Source organism: Microcoleus sp. PH2017_24_DOB_U_A (assembly GCF_020738205.1).
Taxonomy (GTDB): domain Bacteria; phylum Cyanobacteriota; class Cyanobacteriia; order Cyanobacteriales; family Microcoleaceae; genus Microcoleus.
Map to the genome: position 1 here is coordinate 1 of NZ_JAEQCT010000082.1, position 19,764 is coordinate 19,764.

The following is a 19,764-nucleotide window of genomic DNA, read 5'->3' on the forward strand; positions in this document are numbered from 1 at the left end:
TCCGGCAGACTCCCTGTGTCCCAAGGAGTAGAATTGTTGATTTTTTCACCCATCCATCAGCTCTTTTACGGCAAGAAAGGGATTTTGGGGCTACCAGTCTGAAACTGATAGGTGGTGTCTAGCCTTTATACAACGGAAAGTTCGCCCACCACGGCTACTCTTATCATCCCCGCTTATTTCGATCCTATCATGGATTCGCTATCGCTCAATTTGTTTGCTGCTCGTTTTCATCCCGTCACTCATCCTGTAAGCGGATAGAGTGCCGGACTTCCCACTCGTATTAGTTAAAAGTTTGACTGATCCCTCTGCCTAAAGGCGAGGGGATTTTAAACGGATACTACGTTGAGGGGCTGAAGCCACACTTCGCACTAGCAATATTTCCCGACGATCGCACATCGCTCGCGAAACTTTTTGTAAAATATTAGCAGTTAAATTTTCAGAGTTTGATTATTGAGATTAAAGTGTTATAAAAGCTTTCATTAAAAAACATAATTAGTTTGAGGAAAGAAATTCTGTGCAACTAAAAACTAAAGTCGCCGTTAAACGTGCAACTGGTGGATTTGCTCTGATTGACAGCTTGATCCGCCACGGTGTCAAGCATATTTTTGGTTATCCCGGCGGCGCAATTCTGCCGCTTTACGACGAACTCTACCGCGCTGAAGAAAGTGGCGGGATCAAACACATTCTGGTGCGGCACGAACAAGGAGCAGCCCACGCAGCCGATGGGTATGCCCGCGCTACCGGACAAGTTGGGGTTTGTTTCGCGACTTCCGGGCCGGGTGCAACTAATTTGGTGACGGGGATTGCGACGGCGCACATGGATTCTATCCCAATGGTAATTATTACCGGTCAAGTGCCCCGTCCGGCGATCGGCACTGATGCGTTTCAGGAAACTGATATTTACGGCATTACTTTGCCAATTGTCAAGCATTCCTATGTAGTGCGCGATCCGAGAGATATGGCGCGAATTGTCGCTGAAGCTTTCCACATCGCGAGTACGGGACGCCCGGGCCCGGTGTTGATTGATGTTCCCAAGGATGTTGGTTTAGAAGAGTTTGACTATCTCCCCGTGACACCCGGATCGGTGAGAATTCCTGGCTATCGCCCGACAGTCAAGGGAAATCCTCGGCAGATTAATCAAGCGATTGAGTTGCTGAAGGAAGCGAAGCGTCCTTTGCTGTATGTGGGCGGCGGGGCGATCGCAGCCGGGGCCCACGAGGAAATTAAGGAACTCGCCGAGATGTTCCAATTACCTGTCACGACAACGCTGATGGGCAAAGGTGCATTTGATGAAAACCATCCTCTGTCTGTGAAAATGCTGGGGATGCACGGCACTGCTTATGCTAATTTTGCCGTTACCGAGTGCGATTTGTTGATTGCTGTCGGAGCTCGGTTTGACGATCGAGTAACGGGAAAACTAGACGAGTTTGCCGCGCGGGCGAAGGTGATTCACATCGATATCGATCCGGCGGAAGTCGGCAAAAATCGCGGCCCAGACGTGCCGATTGTCGGAGATGTCCGGCAAGTTTTGATGGATATGCTGCGCCGCTGTCGGGAAACTGGTGTTTCGGGAACTGCCGGACAAACTGGGGAATGGCTGCACAGGATCGATCGCTGGAAACAGGATTATCCGTTAGTTGTGCCTCACTACCCCGATATTTTGTCTCCCCAGCAGGTGATTTCGGAGTTGGCGACTCAAGCGCCGGATGCTTACTACACAACGGATGTAGGTCAACATCAAATGTGGTCGGCTCAATTCTTAAACAACGGGCCGCGCCGCTGGATTTCCAGCGCTGGTTTGGGAACAATGGGTTTCGGGCTGCCGGCGGCGATGGGCGCGAAAATGGCGCTACCCAACGAGCAAGTGATTTGTATTGCTGGCGACGCTAGCATCCAAATGAATATTCAAGAGCTCGGAACCTTAGCACAATACGGCATTAATGTCAAGATTGTGATTGTAAATAACGGTTGGCAGGGAATGGTGCGGCAGTGGCAGCAAGCGTTCTATGGGGAGCGTTATTCGTCCTCGAACATGACTGTGGGGATGCCGGATTTTGTGATGCTGGCTGAGGCTTACGGCGTGAAGGGGATGCTGGTTTCAGGGCCGGATGAGTTGGAGGGTGCGATCGGGCAAATGCTTGCTCACGACGGCCCAGTGCTGATGAACGTGAAGGTGACGAGGGACGAAAACTGCTATCCGATGGTAGTTCCAGGTAAGAGTAATGCTCAAATGGTTGGTTTACCCGAACGGAGTAAATTGGAATCTGCGGAGTTGATTTATTGTCCGAGTTGCGGCGCCAAGAATGTTTCGAGTAATAAGTTTTGTCCTGAGTGCGGGACAAAAGTTTAAGGAGTTTTGAGTGGGGACTTAGGCATTGCTTATTAGTCTCAACTTAAGGTCAAACGTAGTCAGAGATTGCTGTTTATTCCTAAGGCCAGATCCCCCCTTAGCTTGCCCCCTACTCCCCCTTAAGAAGGGGGGAACCGGAGCGATCTCAAAGTCCCCCTTCTTAAGGGGGATTTAGGGGGATCGGGCCTCGGATAAAAGCGAGAGATACAAAGGTTTTGGGGTTAAGTTGACACATATCGGCAATGCTGTGTCCTTACCCGGCTCTGCTATTTGACATTTAACACCATGTCCGCTGGCATCGCATCGAGAGCTTTAATCTGTAATCTCTAAGCATATTTTATGAGCCAGTGTCTAAACCCTGATTGCCTATTCCAAAACCCGTCTGGCTATACAAATTAAAATACATACAGCTTAGATATGCCCTATAAAATAGAGTTTACAACCGAATCTTTGCAAGACCTAAAACGTCTCAGATAAACCGATCGCAGTAAAGTAATCGATGCAATTGAAACCCATCTCCTACACAATCCCAGCCAAGAAAGCAAAAGCAGAATTAAACGCTTGCGGGAGATGGATAAACCGCAATATCGCCTGAGAGTTGATGAAATTCGTATTTTCTATGACGTTCGGTACAATATTGTATAAATTATCGTAATTGTTCCTAGATCACAAGCGGCCCAATGGCTGTTGCGTGAAGGAAAAACTACTGAACCAACGGAGGAATAGATAATCAAAACAGTCACTTTGACCGACTTACAAACAGATGTCTCAAAATACCTGAAACTTGCCGAAGCAGAAGACATTATCATCTTGAAAGAAGGAAAGGCGATCGGTGTATTGCGGGGTTTTTCTGATGAAGATGATGCCTTTGATTACGATTTAGAAAATCATCCCCTATTTAAAGAAAGAGTTAGGAAGTCTCGCCAGCAATTTCGAGAAGGAAAAGGCATTAGCCTAGAGGATGTCAAAGCTCAACTTCTCAAAGATAATCTACTCTAAAGTCGAGGCTGAATAATGCGTTATGCCATTCTGATCGAAAAAACACCGAATAACTATTCAGCTTACGCGCCCGATTTACCCGGATGTGCAGCCACAGGCGCAACCCTTGCAGAAGTACAGCAGCAAATTAAAGAAGCGATCGAATTTCACTTAGAAGGATTGCGAGAGGAAGGTTTACCCATTCCCGAACCAACTACGCTATGTGAATATGTCGAAGCACGATAATCTGGTGAAACCAGGTTTCTTGCTATATTTATCGTCACTCAACACAAAAGTCGTAGAAACCGGGTTTCTCGCCCCCATACCTAAGCCTTGAAATGATAATAAACCTATGCTATAATTAAGTTGACATTTTTAACCTCAGATTCAAATATATGCCAACTTTAACTGATATTGGCACTCTGATAATTTCCACACCAGAAACCTGTGGAAATCGCCCCCGCATCGCAGGAACTAGAATCACCGTTCAGCGAATCGCCGTTTGGTACAAGATGGGGATGAGTCCAGAAGAAATTATTGCTGAAATTTCTCACTTAAATTTAGCCCAAGTTCATGGATCACTCGCTTACTACTACGCAAATCAAGAGCAGATAAATGTTGATATTGCGGCGGAAGAAGCTGAGTACGATCGCTTAGCTAATGGATGCAAAGGGGAGAGTTAATCTTGAGCCAAATTCGTTTATATTTAGATGATTTAGAAAAAGTTTGGCTACAAAAGAATTGTTTGGTTTGCTTAGTTTACGTCTAGGCACAGGTGCGTCGCTCGCTCGATTGTCGATTTGTGTTGGGGGATTTTCAAGGGCGACGCACCCTACAACTACTTTACGTCTATGCACAGGTGCGTCGCTCGCTCGATTGTCGATTTGTGTTGAGGGATTTTCAATGGCGACACACCCTACAACAACTGTCAACTGTCAACTGTCAACTGTCAACTGTCAACTGCTATAAATGAATCTTTATTTGGGAATAGATTTCGGTACTACGGGCGCTCGATCGACAATCATCGACTCCCAGGGTACAATCCATTGTGAAACAGAATACACTTTTGCCGACGCACAACAGCCGGAATTGCCCTCGGTGTGGCAAAATGCACTCTCGGCTGTAATTGAGCAAATCCCCGCAACCATCCGCAATCAGGTAAGCGCGATCGCCCTTGATGGCACATCCTCCACAGTCATGCTGTGCGATACGCAAGGTATACCCGTATGTGAGCCGATTTTATACAACGATGGGCGCGGTGCAGCGGTGACAGAGAGGTTACGGGCGATCGCACCAGCCAACCACACAGTCTTAAGCGCCACATCCAGCCTCGCCAAACTCCTCTGGTGGCAGGAGGGCGGGCTAGAAGCCCACCCCACAACACAATTCAGTCTTTGTGGAACAGGCATCTTGCCTGTTATTGAGAAGCTTTATTTCCTGCATCAAGCCGATTGGTTGGCGTTTTTGCTGCACGGAAAATTGGGAATTAGCGACTATCACAATGCTTTAAAACTCGGTTTCGATGTTGATACTTTGTGCTATCCCGATTGGCTGATCCAGGGAATTGCGGGCGCTGTAACGCCTAAATTGCCGCAAGTTGTCGCACCGGGCACGCCTGTAGGGGAATTGAGGGCTCAAGTGGGCGATCGCTTCGGATTTCCACGCCATTGTACAGTTTATGCTGGCACAACCGATAGCATTGCAGCATTTCTAGCAAGCGGTGTCAATTCACCGGGGGAAGCAGTAACTTCTCTCGGTTCAACTTTAGCTGTGAAACTGTTAAGTCATACCCGCGTAGATGATTCGAGATACGGAATTTACAGCCATCGTTTCCCCCCCCTTTGTAGGGGCGGTGCCCCCGTGCCCGCCCTGGCAGGCGATTTGTGGTTAGTTGGAGGTGCTTCTAATACGGGAGGTGCGGTGCTGCGACACTTTTTTACTGATGCTGAGTTAAGAAATTATAGCACACAAATCGATCCAGATCAAGAGAGTTTACTGGATTATTACCCGTTGTTGAAAAAGGGCGATCGCTTTCCAATTAATGACCCCAATTTGCCGCCGAGAATCGAACCGCGTCCGACTGATTCAGTAGAATTTCTGCACGGTTTGTTAGAAAGCATCGCGCGGATTGAAGCGCGGGGATATCAATTATTGCAAGAATTCGGTGCAACTCCTTTGACTAAAGTTTATACTGCTGGCGGCGGCGCCAAAAATCTGGTTTGGAGTGCGATTCGTCAGCGTTATTTGAAAGTGCCTGTTCAAACGCCGATTCATACTGCCGCTGCCTATGGAAGTGCGTTATTAGCGAAGCAGGGAAGTCAATCGATTTTAGATTTTAGATTTGAGGAGTGATCTCGTTTCCGGTTGCATTGGAATTATTAGTAGCAGAAATTAGGAGACGGCAGTGTCGTGTCCCTATTTAGAATAACATTGTAGGGACACGGCACTGCCGTCTCCTCTATCATGTCTGAGTTATCCCTAAAAATCAAGGACAATGGCAAAGCTACCTGATGACATCCTGAACACAATTTTCACATTGCAGCGACGGCTAGTGGAAATCCTCAACGAAACAACCGCCACAGAATATATATTCATGCAGCAGTTTGGCGAGACAGAAGCAACACTCCCGGAACTAGAATCTCTGGATAATATTAAGGAAAGGTTGAGAACCTCTTACAATCGTTTGTACAGGCTTTTGCAGCAGGTGACAGAATCTCAACCCGCTGCGACTGCGGATACGTTAAACTTTCTGTATGGAACGATAGAAGACGGAGAGGCTATTGTCGATGCCTCAGCAGCAAGCATTCAAGAAATCAAAATGGATTGGAACTTACGATGAATCAACAACCTAGAATCCCCGATGCTGAAACCAGAAAGCGACACGTTGAAAATATCCGTGAAGTCTGCCGACAGTTGGACGCTTTCAATTTGAAGTTAGATGAAGCAATTGCCATATTTGAAGCTGACAACCGCCGCCAGCGTCGAGAACGTTTGGCTGGTAAATACAGGCGTGTGGAATCTCAGGTAGTCGAATAAGATATGAGATGTTGGATCATTTTAATAAGTATTTTAGGAACAGGCAAGATGCCTGTTCCACAAAGAGTAAATTTTATTGTGGAACAGGCATCTTGACTGTTAAGCCAGAAGGTTTCCTACGCGATAGCTTTGAATTATTTCTTTTGAGTCCCCTTCTGTTCGGACTTTGGTTGTTTAGTAATAGAAATTAAATAATTTACACATATTTGTGGGATGGGCGTCCCGCCCGTCTTTTCTGGACGGGCGGGACGCCCATCCCACAATAATTAAAATTGTAATGAAATTGCCGACGAATAAGATATAAGATGTTGTATCATTCTTAATAAGTCTTTTAGCAACAGGCAAGATGCCTGTTCCACAAAAAAATTCACTCTTTGTGGAACAGGCATCTTGCCTGTTCAGAGAAAAGCAGATTTGATATGATGCTAATTTTGGCGTACTATCCACACTAAAAATCCCAATATTCGATCGACGGGAGGTAGGGGATAGTCGGTAAGATCGATCGTCACTATTTGCCCTTCTAGCTTGAGAAACCGCCAAGCTGTGCCGCTGGAAACGCTACCGTAGATGGCTGAGATAGATCGCCCTTTCGCTTCATTAAACCTCTGGGCCGCCACCATTTCCGCAATACACTGCCCCAAACCTACTTTCAAATCTCCTTTTTTAGCTTCTACCATCACAATGGCTGGGGCTTCAATGTCTAATTGTTCGGGGGAACGACTGATCAGAAAATCGCAGACTCCTGTAAGTCCAACAGCAGCATCGACATTGAATTCCTCACCCGAAAACACGCTGATTTGTTGGTTGAGAATCCTGCGAACTTCCAGCAAGACAGGGTTGATAATGGCTTCAGAACGGGCTTTTTCGGTGCTGGTGGCGATCGCCCAAGGCAAATTTGTCTCCAGCATGGTCTGCAAGGCTGTTCCAGGTGCGATCGGCTCAATTTCCGGCAAAAATCTGATTCCTTCCACTACTGTGAGATTGAAGGCTTCTTTAACTTTGCCGATCGTTGTAAATTGACTGTAAGACATAAGAGTTTATGTTTTTATTTCTGCTTTTTACTTAGAAAATCCGGCGGTTGAAACCGCGTCTACACAAACGATGTCCGCCTCCGCGGACTGAAGACAAAAACGTAATTTTTATCGCATTTTTACCGTCCATTCTTCAACCCGCGGAGGCGGGTTTTGCCTGTATAGACGCGGTTTCAACCGCCGGGTCTTCTTCAACCCGCCGACACGAATTTTCTATCACACTCGCTGCAACTTCGCCGTCCTCGGATCGATGATTTTACGGCCCAAACCTGTAAACTTAATTGCCAGATTAGTTTTATCGCCTACTCCCAAAACGTGAGTAATTTCTCCAACTCCAAAAGCATGATGAAAAACTCGTTCCCCAGCTTTCCACTCTGATGGAGAACTCCCAGAATGGGCTGCTGAATTATTAGTTTTTCCCTGGGATGCAGCCGTTTTAGCTGTCTTAGTTTTCTTCGTACTTCCAGCCAACAAATGTGTTGGCAATTCTCCCAAAAATAGCGAAGGCGTGCAGTGTTCGCGGTATCCTCCCCAGAGGCGGCGTTCGCGAGTGTGAGTGAGAAATAGCAATTCCTGGGCGCGAGTGATGCCGACGTAGCACAAACGGCGTTCTTCTTCGATCGCCTTTGGGTCATCTAAACTGCGGAAATTGGGAAATAAACCCTGTTCCATTCCGACGAGAAAGACTACGGGAAATTCTAACCCTTTGGCTGAGTGCAGCGTCATCAGCGATACGCGGGAATCGTCTTCTTTCAAGTCATCTAAATCGGATGCTAAAGATGCTTTTGCTAAAAATGATGTGAGGGTCGGTTCTTCGTTTTGTTCTTCAAATTGGATCACCGCATTGTACAATTCTCGAACGTTTTCGATCCGATTTTCGGCTTCTTCGGTTCCTTGGTTTTTCAAATCGTCAATGTAACCGGAATCTTCGATAATTCCTTGGACAATTTGTGACGCGGACGTAGTTTCAAGTTTTTGTTGCCAATTACCGATCATTTGGGCAAACTTAACGATCGCTTTTGCCGATCGCCCTGCGAGAGTATTTACAGAAGACTCATCGCTGAGGATTTCCCACAACGGAATCCCCAACTGAGTTGCAGCCTCTTCGATTTTACCAAATGTGGTGTCGCCAATGCCGCGGCGGGGAGTGTTGATGATGCGTTTGAGGCTGACGCTATCGTCGGGATTGGCGATCGTTCGCAGGTATGCTAAGATATCTTTGATTTCTTTGCGATCGTAAAACTTCAGCCCGCCGACAATATTGTAGGGAATATCTAAGTACATTAACGCTTCTTCAAAGGAGCGAGATTGAGCGTTTGTGCGGTAGAGAATTGCAAAGTTGCTACCGTGTTCGTATTCGGAGTTTTGGCGCTTCAGCGTTTGAATTTGACCAGCTACAAATTGCGCTTCATCTATTTCGTTGTCAGCGCGCCACACCACAACCGGAGCTCCGGGTTCGCGAGTCGGGCGCAGAACCTTATCAATGCGTTCGGTATTGTGTTCTATCAAGTGGTTGGCGAGTTCGAGGATGTTTTCGCGCGATCGATAATTCTCCTCTAATTTTACCATTGTCTGAGTCTTCTCGTCCGACAAACCATCGCCGAAATCCTCTTGAAATTCCAGCAAGATAGTATAATCTGCCATCCGAAAACTGTAAATTGATTGATCGACATCGCCCACGACAAAAATCGAGCGATTTTGCCATTTATCAAACTGTTTCGGGTCAACGTTATTCGTGACTAACATCCGAATCAAATCGTATTGAGTGCGGTTAGTATCTTGATATTCGTCTACTAAAATATGGCAAAACTTTCTATGCCAATAATTTAAAACTTGCTCATTTTGGGATAATAGTTTAACTGGAACGAGAATTAAATCGTCAAAATCTAAGCCGTTGTTAGCTGCTAAAGCATCTTGGTAGCGACTGTAAACATCGGCAATTACGCGCCCTCTATAATCCGGTTCGGCGGCGAGGAATTCTTGAGGCGACCAACCTTTATTTTTAGCGTTGCTGATGACATATCTGACTTTGCGCGGGTCAAATTTCTTATCATCGAGGTTGAGGACTTTGGTAACGATTTGTTTGACGAGAGTTTGAGCATCTGACTCGTCAAAAATCGAAAAATTCTTCTTCCACTGGCGGCCTTTTTCGTCTTGATATTTCTCAATGTCGTAGCGGAGAATCCGGCCGCACAGAGAGTGGAAAGTCCCCATCCAAATCTGTTTGGTAATTCTGTGGTAAATTTGCGATCGCAATTTCGTCTGTATTTCCGGCGCTAAATCTGCCAAAGGTTTGCCATATTCCGCTTCAGCTTGCTGAGTCGCCAGCAATTTCTCAATTCTTTCTTTCATCTCCCTAGCGGCTTTATTGGTAAATGTCACCGCTAGAATATTTTCAGGATCGACTCGGTTGGTGCGAACTAAGTTAGCTACGCGGTAAGTTAGAGCCCGGGTTTTCCCGGAACCGGCGCCTGCTACTACTAACAGCGGCCCGTTGTAATGGACGACTGCTTGGCGCTGGGATGGGTTGAGGTGGCTGAGGTGATCGGTAGTTTGAGTCATAGTTGGATAGTTAGTTCTGGGATTTTTTTAAGGGATAAATAATACTTAGTGTTTGATACGGGGAGTTTTTTTAAGGTCAGGCGCGATCGCCCTACAATATAATATCATGAATATCGGACGCACGGTTGAAACCGCGCCTACACAAACGATGTCCGCCATAAGACGGCGGTTGAAACCGCGTCTACACAAACCATGTCCGCCTTCGCGGACTGAATAAAATAAGATAATTTTCACTGCTTATTCTTCAACCCCTCTGAGCTCGGGTTTTGTCTGTATAGCCGCGGTTTCAACCGCCGGGTATTCTAACGTTTCAATATTTGTTTCAGCAAAATAGCAGCTAATATTCCCAAGCTAATCCAGATGGCAATAATTACAGCAGTGGCTGTCCTATTTATCGGTTTTCCTCGCTCTATTTCCGCGGCTGCTTTTTCCCGACACTCGGCTAAAACTTGTGGCGGAATCATCTTGATTACCAACCAAATTCCTAATGGTACAATTATTAAATCGTCCAAGTAGCCGAGAATTGGGATGAAGTCGGGAATTAAGTCGATCGGGCTAAAGGCATAGGCAACTGTAACACCTGCTAAAACTCTCGCGTACCAAGGTACTCTTTGGTCTGTACTGGCTAAATAAACAGCGTAAGTCTCTTTTTTGAGTTGGCGGGCAGCTTGTTTTAAGGATTGCATATAAAAAATAATGACTGATGACTAATAACCAATGATTAATGACTAATGACCAAGGGTGCATCTGGGTTTTGAAGAGGGCGAAGCATGACCGCATATAAGTTATTAGTTATAATTTCATATTCACTGCGGTCATGCTTCGCCCCTACAGATATATTTGCCAAACCCAGATGCACCAATGACTAATGACTAATGACTAATGACTAAAATTTTTAGTTGCTAAAAACGTAACAGGCTGAATCTTTAGCAATTCCAGTGCGAAGGTCAAGTATATCATCTGTTGTATGTGAGGAGCATCGAGTTTATGAATTCAAATTTGCAACGCAATACTAGAATCAATTTCCGCAGTCTGCTAACAGCGTTATGTTTAACCTTAACTCTCGTTAGTTTTGTGAGATTAGATCCGGTACAGGCTCAAGAACAGCGGATCAGAACGCTAACGGTTACTGGGCGAGGTGTGGAAGCGATTCCGACAACTCAAACTTTCGTGTATTTGGGGGTTGAGGTGCAGGGAAAAACGGCGGCCGAGGTGCAGCAGGAAGCGGCAAAGCGATCGTCCGCTGTGGTAGAGTTACTGCGATCGCGCCAAGTACAAAAACTCGAAACTACCGGCATCTCCCTCAACCCGAATTACAGCTACGAAAACAACCAACAGCGCTTATTAATAGGGTATACTGCTACAAATACCGTCAGTTTTCGTATCAATACTCAATCTGCTGGCACTTTGCTAGACGATGCAGTGAGCGCCGGAGCAACCCGAATTCAAGGTGTGAGCTTTGTAGCTACCGAAAGTGCGATCGCCCAAGCTCAAAAACAAGCACTCAAAAAAGCAACTCAAGACGCTCAATCGCAAGCAGATGCAGTCTTAAACGCGCTCAACTTCAAGCGGGGAGAAATTCTCAGCATTCAAGTCAACGGTGCTTCCGCACCGCCTCCTGTGTACCAGAATTTTGGTGGTGTTCGTGCTGCTGGTGATATTGCTCTTCCAACACCGGTGATAGGAGGGGAACAGCAGGTAAATGCTTCTGTGACTTTGCAAATTAGCTATTGATGTTGTGCAGTGCGAGCGTCCCCGCTCGCGTTCAGAATAACCCCCCGCTCGCGTTCAGAATAACCCCCCGCTCGCGTTCAGAATAATCCCTCGTAAGGGTTCAGAATAATTGCTCGCACTCTCGCGATCGATCGCGATTGGGAACGCTCGCACTCGGCTATAATTCCGATATCATCGGCTTTGATTTCAAGCCGACACAGTTAGGAAGTTATTAATAGCTGAAACCATTGCTTTCCTTCTTCCTTCTTCCTTCTTCCTTCTTCCTTCTTCCTTCTTCTATAAAATTAAATAGGAAGTTCGATCGCAAATTCAGTACCTTTCCCGGCGATAGACTTGCAGAACAATTGACCGCCGTGCTTATCACTCACAATCTGCTTAGCGATCGACAATCCCAGCCCCGTGCCCTTACCAACCGCTTTCGTGGTAAACAAAGGTTCAAACAAATGTTGTTGAATCTCCTCCGTCATTCCCAACCCGTTATCCGCAATTCGGACGATCGCACTTTCGCGCAAAACTTCCGTACTAATCGTAATATTCAGAGGACGCTGGTCTTTTTCCCAAGCCTCTTCCACAGCATCAATCGCATTTGCCAGCAAATTCATAAACACTTGGTTCATCGGGCCGGGATAGCATTTAATTAGGGGCAATTCACCGTAGTTTTGGATAACTTCAATGGCGGGGCGACATCCTTGATCCTTGAGTCGGTGTTTTAACAGCAACAGCGTACTATCTAGAGTTTGGTGCAGCTCAATCGCGCTCACAGTATCTCCATCCGAACGAGCAAAGTTTCGCAGCGACAGCGAAATATCTTTAATGCGCTCAGTGCCTACTTCCATGGAATCTAACAAGTGAGAAAAATCCTCGATCACAAACTCCAAATCTATGTCTTCAATCTTGCTAGCGATATCTGATGGAGGTTCAGGATAATATTTTTGATAAAGGCTAAGAAGTTCTGTAATCTCAGTAAGATATTCCTTTGCAGGCGCAATGTTGCTGACCATAAAACTCAGCGGGTTGTTAATTTCATGGGCGACTCCCGCCACGAGTTGTCCCAGGGCGGACAGTTTTTCTTGCTGCACTACCTTGACTTGGGCTTTTTGTAAAGCGCAAGTGCGTTCTGTAACTTGCTGTTCCAGATTGTCGGTCAACTCTTTGAGCCGCCAGTGAATGTTAACTCTCGCAATTACTTCGTCTTGTTCAAAAGGTTTTGTGATGTAATCCACCGCACCTAATGACAATCCTTTCATCTTACTTTCGGCATCTGCTAAAGCAGTCATAAAAATGACTGGAATTGCCTTTGTTAGCTGGTTCTCTTTAATTCGGCGACAGGTTTCAAAGCCGTCGATTCCCGGCATTTGCACATCTAGCAAAATTAGTTCTGGAAAAAAGTTTTTTGCCGGATTGACCGGACATTTTTCTAGCATAACGAGCGCCGATTCTCCGTCCACGGCTACCCGCACTTTGTAGCCTGCTGTTTTTAAGGCTTGCGACAGCACAGACAAATTGGTGGCACTGTCATCTACTATCAAAATAAATTTTTTATCAGACTCAAGCATGATTTTCCCCCTTAAACTTTTGATAAATGTTCTTGAATCAATGCCCGCAGCTCTTTGACTTGAAAACCTTCTGCCAAAACGAGTATTTTTTGGGCAAAAATCGCGTGTTCTGGATTCGCTGTTTGGATTTCCTCGGCAATCTCGATTACCGCATCTAAATCGCCAGATTGAGCTTGTTCATCTAATAACTGTAAAATCTCGATCGCCGGAATCTGCATTTCATTTGGCATCGCATTTTGCGCTTTTTTACGCGCAGTTACTGTGTCGTCATATACCCAGTCCAATTGCAAATATTTTTGAAGTAAGCCTAGCAATACATCTGCTTGTACTGGTTTTGGCAAAAAATCATTTCCGCCTGCATCCAGGCTCTTTTGGCGATCGATCTCAAACACGCTTGCAGACGACACTAGCACGATCGCATCTCGCAGTTGAGGATGAGCGCGGATTTGGTGCAAAAACTCGAATCCGTCCATCACCGGCATCGCTAAATCGGTGAGGATTAAATCGGGTTTGGTGGCTAAAGCGATATCGAGTCCTTCCTTACCATCAGCCGCTTCAATCATCTTAAAGCCGATCGGTTCTAGCAAGTTCACCAGCACAGCCCGATTTTCCCACCTGTCATCCACCACCAGAATTTTGCGTTTTTCACCCAAGTAACCCAAAACAGCGCCCTGTTCGACGATTCTCGAACTATCAGCCCAATTTTGCGCCTCCGGGAGTGACACTTCAAAGGAAAAAATACTGCCAACTCCTGCACGACTGTCGATCGCAATTTCACTCTGCATTAAGCCCACAATCTTTTGACTGATCCCAAGTCCCAATCCAGTACCTTCCGATTGTTTTTTCACATCACCTACTTGCTCAAAAGGCAAGAATATTTTCTTAACTTGTACTGCGGTCATTCCCGGGCCTGTATCTTCAACTGTAAAGCGAATTTTATATATTTTTTGATTTAAATTTAACTGAGAACTTGAATCGGAAAACTCAGCATCTTTAATCACATCAACCTGAAAAACCACTCCGCCTTTTTCCGTAAACTTAGTTGCATTTCCCAGCAAATTTAGCAGCACTTGGCGCAAACGTTTTTCATCACCGCAAACCCCTGTCGGGAGTTGCGAATCAATCTGCAAATCAAAGGTAATTGCCTTTTCCTGGGCGCGAATCATGCAGATTTCCGCAACACCTTGGATGAATGAAGGTAGGTGAAAAGCTGTGGGATGCAATTCGAGTTTCCGGGCTTCAATTTTCGACAAATCCAAGACATCATTAATCAGCGTTAGCAGGTGCGAACCGCACTGATAAATGATATCAACACCGCTGCGTCCTTTTTGCGTCATCGGTTCGCTGCGCTGGAGAATTTGTGCGTAGCCTAAAATGCCGTTGAGGGGAGTTCGCAATTCGTGGCTCATGTTAGCCAAAAATTCGCTTTTGGCGCGGTTGGCGCCGTCTGCCATTTCTTTGGCAATTTTGAGTTCTACGGTGCGTTCTTCGACGCGATGTTCGAGTTCGAGGTTGGTATTTTCTAGGGCTGTAAAAGAGTCGCGCAGTTGCTGCGCCATATCGTTGAAGGATTCCGAAAGCACACCCAGTTCATTCTTACCGGAGACTTCCACAGTGCGATCGAACTTCCCAGAGGCGAAATCCTGTGATGCTTGGCTCAATAGTGCGATCGGCCCAGCAATCAGGCGGGAAGTGTAAAAACCCACAACCGTAGCCACAATTAAGGCGCCGATACAAAATAGAATCGTAGTGCGAGTATTAGCATTAATTTGCCCCATGAAATCCGATTCAGGAACCGCCACAACTACCAACCAATCCAATCCCCACTCATCTTTCCAGGGTAAAATTTGGACAAACTGGTGTTCTTTATTCAGCAAGAAATCAAGCTGTTGATTATCTTTAATCTTGTTGAGATCGCCAAAATGCTTAACTAAATATTGAGATGTCGATCGGATCAGCACATCGCTACTTTCTGATGCGTTTAACCGTTTAGGCTTGCCATCAATCAATTTAAAAGGTTGCTCGGTGCTGGAACTCGCAACAATTAGCCCGCTGCGTTCCAAAATAAACGTTTTGCCCGATTTACTGACTTTCAATTTACGCAAAAAATCGCTAATTTCCGAAAGACGCTGGTCGATGACTATGACACCAATTAGTTGATTGTTCTTGTCATAAATCGGTCTGTTTGCAGAAACAGACAGAGGATAAGGCGTGGTTGTCCACTGATATAAAACCCATGTCTGTTTTCCAGCTTTAACCGTGTTTGAGTACCACGGTTCTTTCTCGAACTCAAAATTTTTAAATATCTCAGCAAGCTTAGTGGGATTGCCCTGACTATCTGTATTGTAAAAGTAATGATCTCGATTGCCACGTTGCTTTGGATTGCTGATGCCAGAAATAATATTTTGATCTGTTTGATATCCAGCACCCGCATACTCGCCTCCTGGAGCGCCAAAGCTGATGTAGCCGACATTAAACAATTGCATCTGTTTCCAGAAAAAACGAGCCATATTATCTAAATCTTTGGGATCGAGCAATCCCACATCGAAGGCATCACCATTAACTTGAGCAAGGTGGCGTGCTGTGTCGAGTTGGCTGTCCAGATGCTGGTCAATGCGGCTGCTGACTTCAGTCCGCAGTTGAGATGCCAAATCGTTGACTGCTTTCTGTCCGTTGCGAAAAGATAAGTAGCCAACAATGCCGACCGCCCCCATGATTTGTAACACGAAGGGGACAATCAAAACAGCTCGCAGCGGGGCGCTACCTATGAGTTTGTTAAAGATTGAAGCCTGGGATGATGGCATATGACAATTCGCTATTGCAGCGATGCGGATATTCTTTTTGCTCGACTACACTTAGGCAAGCTGTTTTTTTAAGAGACATCGATCGGGCGATCGCCTTTATTTGAGTATCACCTAATTTGTGGTTATGTATCGATATTAACCCAAAAATGGTTTAAGCTAATATTTTTCACAATGAATTTAATACCTCGCCCGCACAGCAGCACTTCTAGAAGTTTCTCTAAGTTCCTCGGAGAAACGAGGTTAATGAGGTAAGGGCGTTGTTGAGGTGTTGTTCGCACTGTCCTGGTAAATAAATATCAGGGAATTCTCGTAGGAGTTGTGCCGAATTCATACTTGAAGTTTGGTGGCAAATACTTAAGTACATAGAATCGGATAAGTGCGATCGAGAGTTGTTTGGGCGATCGCATATTTAAAGTAAAATAAAAGAGAAAGTCCGTGCAGAGTGCCTCCTCTTTTTGAGCGCCACACCTAGGGATTAGGACATCTGAGTTTCAAAAAGTCTGCTTTGATCCAACCTTTGTACTCACTTGCTCTCAATCTTGTCGTCAAATACCAGACATTTCCTTCACTATCTTTGCGACTGAGTGGAGATACGACAGCACTTTTATTTTGGTCATCATTAGCGACAATGACTAGATTTCCTACCGATACAGTGCCTACAACGCTAAAAATGCTTCCAGCACCCGATCTGATATTAACTTGTGAGCCAATATCTTCACCTACAATATCGGCGACGCAGCTTTTGTCTGTGATGGATTGAGCGATCGCACTCTTAGTGAGTTGTGGAGCGAAGATAGCTATAGTGGCGATTTCTAGAAGCATGAAAACGCAAATTTTTAATCTAATTTTCGTCATAATGCGCCTTTTTTCCGATTTTGAGCAGTTATCAATTGTTGGTACAGAAGTGGACTTTTTTGTCTCAAAGACTGTTGCAATTCCTTAAATTCTGCTTCACCTTCTTCTAAGTACGCATCAACGATTTCTCGGTTGGCAAGATAAAAGGCGATCGCACCATAAACCTGTTCTAGCGAAAGAAGTGGAAAATTTTGGGCAATGCTTTCGGGTGCTTCTCCATTCAAGAAGGAATAAACGACTGAATCGAAGGAAATGCGAGTTCCTTGAATCCAATACCCTCCGTTGCGTTGTTCGATATACTGCTTGGTTGGAGTGATGGCTAGTGTCATAGGGATCGTGGCTGCTTTTTATCTAAATTTTAAACGAATTAGATGAGATAGTTAGAAGGGCGATCGCCTTTCTTAAGCGATCGCAAACTCTGTATATTGCCGTAAATGCGGTGGATGAAACGCCAAAACAATCTCTTCCCGCGAAACCCCAGCCTGCAAAAAATCTGTCACCACCCCATCTTCTGTCCAATCCTCCTCAATCCAAATTTTGCCATCCCGCAATCGCACGTGAATAGTATTGACCTTAATCCGTTCTTCCCCCTGCCAACCCATTACCATCAATAAATAATTGTCGTGTTCCTCGTCAAAAACCAGCACATTTTCTAGCTTTGAATTGGTCGATTTTGACCCCAATTCGTAATATTCAGTTAAAACTTTCCGAATCAAATGACGATAATACTCTAATTTATCCATCGCTCAATTACCTCCTCTTCAGTGTCAAAAGTTAGCAATTTCACCCGATTAGTTTCAACAATTAATTGGGCGAGTTTCTTTTGAAAACCATCCTTATAAACCCTAGTTGCGACCGCTAAATACAATTCGTACTCAGATTTTTGGGCTTGTAAAACATTACGATAAATGATATATTGACCAACTGCATTTTCTAGATCGTTGATGAAAGAGCGGCCTAAAAAACTCTTCACCTCAACAATAATTTTTCGTCCTTGCTGTTCTGCTGCTATCGACTTTTCGGCGGCAATATCAGGATAAAGTTTATCACCACCATATTCCAGCATATAGTTTTCGGCTACAATCAACCAGCCATCTTTAATCAGCGCTTGCTTGACGGCATCATGGTAGATATCTTTAGCTGGCATCGCGAATTCAGTAATTTGATATTTCAAATCTTAACTCAACCGATCGCACATCCCATCCCCACAGCCCGCCAACATCCAAACCGCTGACAGCAAAATTTACTAACTGGCATCCCCCCAGCAAACCCAGCAAATGCAATTACTGCCGGATCGGATCTCGAAGTACCCGAGATCGACTACAGTAAACACAAAATATTATTGGCGGTGATTTGAGTGATTGAGACTTTAGCAACAGGAATCGCAGCAGCCGGTTCGCTGCTGGCATTGGGCGGATTGGGCCTAGAGTTGAACTATCGCCGGACTGGGAGTGCAAATAAACTAGAACTTACAGCCGGAGAATGGCACTTAGCCATAAACGAACCCAACCGCTATCTGTTGGTTGGCGAAATGGAATTCCGCAATCTGACACAGCGGTTCGAGATTATGTTGCCAGATGTGCGGGCACAGGTGAAACTGCTGTCAGACGGAAGTTTAGACGGCGTGACTTCCCAGACAAAAGTCATTCCTGGTCACGAAGACGCAGAAGCAAGAGCAGACGATTACTGGTTCGGCTATATTGTTAAAGCCCAAAAAAACACGAAAATTAAAGTTTCCGTAGACATTCAAGGGCAAGATTTAAACAAATTGCAGTCAGCTTGGGTGCAAATACATTTCATCACCTACGGCCCAAGCGGGCGCATCCCCAGAGTCCGCAACGTAGTAGTCCCGCTGCAATTTCCCAACTCGGACACCGTACCCACAGCCCGCAATGTCGGCGTTGCAGAAGTCTTCCCAATTCGCACCCACATCCTCGCCGAACTCGACAATCCCGTCGAAATTGTCAAGCGTTACGTGTTACCGCGCGCCAACAAAGGTGATATTGTCGCCCTCGCCGAAACTCCCTTAGCCTTGATGCAGGGACGCTACCGCCATCCCAGCGAAGTCAAACCCGGATGGGTAGCCAAGCGAGTCTGCTTGTTTTTCTTGCCGATGTCGAGTTTGGCCACCGCTTGCGGAATGCAGACATTGGTTGATGTAGTTGGGCCTTGGCGTGTAGTGGCCGCATTTGCGATCGGCTCTATAGCTAAAATATTCGGTAAACCGGGAGTCTTTTACCAACTTGCAGGGGAACAAGCCAGGCTAATCGACGATGTTACGGGAACTTTGCCTCCCTTCGACCAATTTATCGTGCTTGGCCCGGACAATCCCCAGCAAGTTGTAGAGGAAATTCAACGAGAAACTGGACTTGCGGCGGCGATCGTAGACGCTAATGACTTAAAAGCAGTTAAGATATTAGCAGCGACCTCCGATTTATCGGTAACATTTTTAGAGCAAGCGTTACGCAGCAACCCCGCCGGGAATGCTGACGAGCGAACACCAGTCGTTTTAATTCGACCTCTGCCGAGCAAAATCTTGAGTTGAAGACTGAAAATTAAAAAGTCAAACAAATGATTTGAAATTTTTAATTTTAGATCGACCAAGAAAGGGTGAAGAATTAAAAAATCTAAGTTAAGAACTCAAAACTTCCCTAACTCTTCCCCTTTCTTAAAGATATTTGATTTTTTAATTTTCTTGTCCAGTTTCGTGCTATTAGGGTTCTCAACTTTCGTGAGTGACTCGCCAACCAAAGCCTGTCAAGTTAAAGCTAAAAGCCTTTGTATATGTTGTTTACCGCTGAGGCCAGATCCCCCTAAATCCCCCTTAAGAAGGGGGACTTTGAGAATGCTCCTGTCCC

At 45.6% G+C, this 19,764-nt stretch carries 18 protein-coding genes; 9 read left to right on the plus strand and 9 right to left on the minus strand.

Features of this window, described 5'->3' with window-relative positions:
• Positions 1-514 precede the first annotated feature (514 nt).
• The 7 genes from ilvB to JGK07_RS22555 all read left to right on the plus strand — a co-directional run bounded on the left by ilvB (position 515) and on the right by JGK07_RS22555 (position 6,364).
• Entirely contained in the window at positions 515-2,350 is a 1,836-nt protein-coding gene (gene ilvB, locus JGK07_RS22525; protein WP_293193861.1) for a biosynthetic-type acetolactate synthase large subunit, read from the plus strand.
• A gap of 744 nt (positions 2,351-3,094) precedes the next feature.
• Positions 3,095-3,349 carry a hypothetical protein gene (locus JGK07_RS22530; RefSeq protein ID WP_293182154.1) on the plus strand — a complete coding sequence of 85 codons (255 nt, stop codon included), beginning with the start codon at positions 3,095-3,097 and terminating at the stop codon, positions 3,347-3,349.
• Positions 3,350-3,364: 15 nt separating this feature from the next.
• Positions 3,365-3,574, plus strand: coding sequence for a type II toxin-antitoxin system HicB family antitoxin (locus tag JGK07_RS22535; RefSeq protein WP_293182156.1), 210 nt, complete (start codon positions 3,365-3,367; stop codon positions 3,572-3,574).
• Between the two features lie 149 nt (positions 3,575-3,723).
• Entirely contained in the window at positions 3,724-4,011 is a 288-nt protein-coding gene (locus tag JGK07_RS22540; protein ID WP_293182158.1) for a DUF433 domain-containing protein, read from the plus strand.
• Between the two features lie 286 nt (positions 4,012-4,297).
• The gene (locus tag JGK07_RS22545; protein ID WP_293193859.1) at positions 4,298-5,680 is read left to right on the plus strand and encodes an FGGY-family carbohydrate kinase; all 1,383 of its coding nucleotides are present in this window, start codon (positions 4,298-4,300) and stop codon (positions 5,678-5,680) included.
• Between the two features lie 142 nt (positions 5,681-5,822).
• Positions 5,823-6,167: a hypothetical protein gene (locus JGK07_RS22550; protein ID WP_293182162.1), complete on the plus strand. Its 345-nt coding sequence runs from the start codon at positions 5,823-5,825 to the stop codon at positions 6,165-6,167.
• Positions 6,164-6,364 (plus strand): hypothetical protein, encoded by a 201-nt coding sequence (locus JGK07_RS22555; RefSeq protein ID WP_293182164.1) that lies wholly within the window; start codon positions 6,164-6,166, stop codon positions 6,362-6,364. The genes JGK07_RS22550 and JGK07_RS22555 overlap by 4 nt, the downstream gene beginning before the upstream one ends.
• 425 nt (positions 6,365-6,789) lie before the next feature.
• On the opposite strand, the gene JGK07_RS22560 is transcribed toward JGK07_RS22555, so the two are convergent.
• The 3 genes from JGK07_RS22560 to JGK07_RS22570 all read right to left on the minus strand — a co-directional run bounded on the left by JGK07_RS22560 (position 6,790) and on the right by JGK07_RS22570 (position 10,643).
• A complete protein-coding gene (locus JGK07_RS22560; protein WP_293242863.1) occupies positions 6,790-7,395 on the minus strand; it encodes a hypothetical protein in 606 nt (201 codons plus the stop codon).
• 216 nt (positions 7,396-7,611) lie between these two features.
• The gene (pcrA, locus tag JGK07_RS22565; protein WP_293182168.1) at positions 7,612-9,957 is read right to left on the minus strand and encodes a DNA helicase PcrA; all 2,346 of its coding nucleotides are present in this window, start codon (positions 9,955-9,957) and stop codon (positions 7,612-7,614) included.
• A gap of 302 nt (positions 9,958-10,259) precedes the next feature.
• Positions 10,260-10,643 (minus strand): YkvA family protein, encoded by a 384-nt coding sequence (locus JGK07_RS22570; RefSeq protein ID WP_293193206.1) that lies wholly within the window; start codon positions 10,641-10,643, stop codon positions 10,260-10,262.
• Positions 10,644-10,944: 301 nt separating this feature from the next.
• Between JGK07_RS22570 and JGK07_RS22575 the strand changes: the two genes are divergently transcribed.
• On the plus strand, positions 10,945-11,691 hold the full coding sequence (locus tag JGK07_RS22575; RefSeq protein WP_293182172.1) for an SIMPL domain-containing protein: 747 nt from the start codon (positions 10,945-10,947) through the stop codon (positions 11,689-11,691).
• A 284-nt stretch (positions 11,692-11,975) separates the two neighbouring features.
• On the opposite strand, the gene JGK07_RS22580 is transcribed toward JGK07_RS22575, so the two are convergent.
• The 6 genes from JGK07_RS22580 to JGK07_RS22605 form a co-directional block, all read right to left on the minus strand.
• Complete coding sequence (locus tag JGK07_RS22580; protein WP_293182174.1) at positions 11,976-13,247, minus strand: response regulator; 1,272 nt, start codon at positions 13,245-13,247, stop codon at positions 11,976-11,978.
• A gap of 11 nt (positions 13,248-13,258) precedes the next feature.
• A complete protein-coding gene (locus JGK07_RS22585) occupies positions 13,259-16,051 on the minus strand; it encodes a hybrid sensor histidine kinase/response regulator (protein ID WP_293182176.1) in 2,793 nt (930 codons plus the stop codon).
• Between the two features lie 468 nt (positions 16,052-16,519).
• Positions 16,520-16,906, minus strand: a complete 387-nt coding sequence (locus JGK07_RS22590) for an SH3 domain-containing protein (protein ID WP_293182178.1) — start codon at positions 16,904-16,906, stop codon at positions 16,520-16,522.
• On the minus strand, positions 16,903-17,235 hold the full coding sequence (locus JGK07_RS22595; protein WP_293182180.1) for a DUF433 domain-containing protein: 333 nt from the start codon (positions 17,233-17,235) through the stop codon (positions 16,903-16,905). Before JGK07_RS22595 ends, JGK07_RS22590 begins: the two co-directional genes overlap by 4 nt.
• Positions 17,236-17,307: 72 nt before the next feature.
• Entirely contained in the window at positions 17,308-17,649 is a 342-nt protein-coding gene (locus JGK07_RS22600; protein ID WP_293193205.1) for a XisI protein, read from the minus strand.
• Positions 17,637-18,053, minus strand: a complete 417-nt coding sequence (locus JGK07_RS22605; RefSeq protein ID WP_293182184.1) for a XisH family protein — start codon at positions 18,051-18,053, stop codon at positions 17,637-17,639. Before JGK07_RS22605 ends, JGK07_RS22600 begins: the two co-directional genes overlap by 13 nt.
• Before the next feature lie 210 nt (positions 18,054-18,263).
• Between JGK07_RS22605 and JGK07_RS22610 the strand changes: the two genes are divergently transcribed.
• A complete protein-coding gene (locus tag JGK07_RS22610) occupies positions 18,264-19,451 on the plus strand; it encodes a F420-0:Gamma-glutamyl ligase (protein WP_293198979.1) in 1,188 nt (395 codons plus the stop codon).
• The last annotated feature ends 313 nt before the right edge of the window (positions 19,452-19,764 follow it).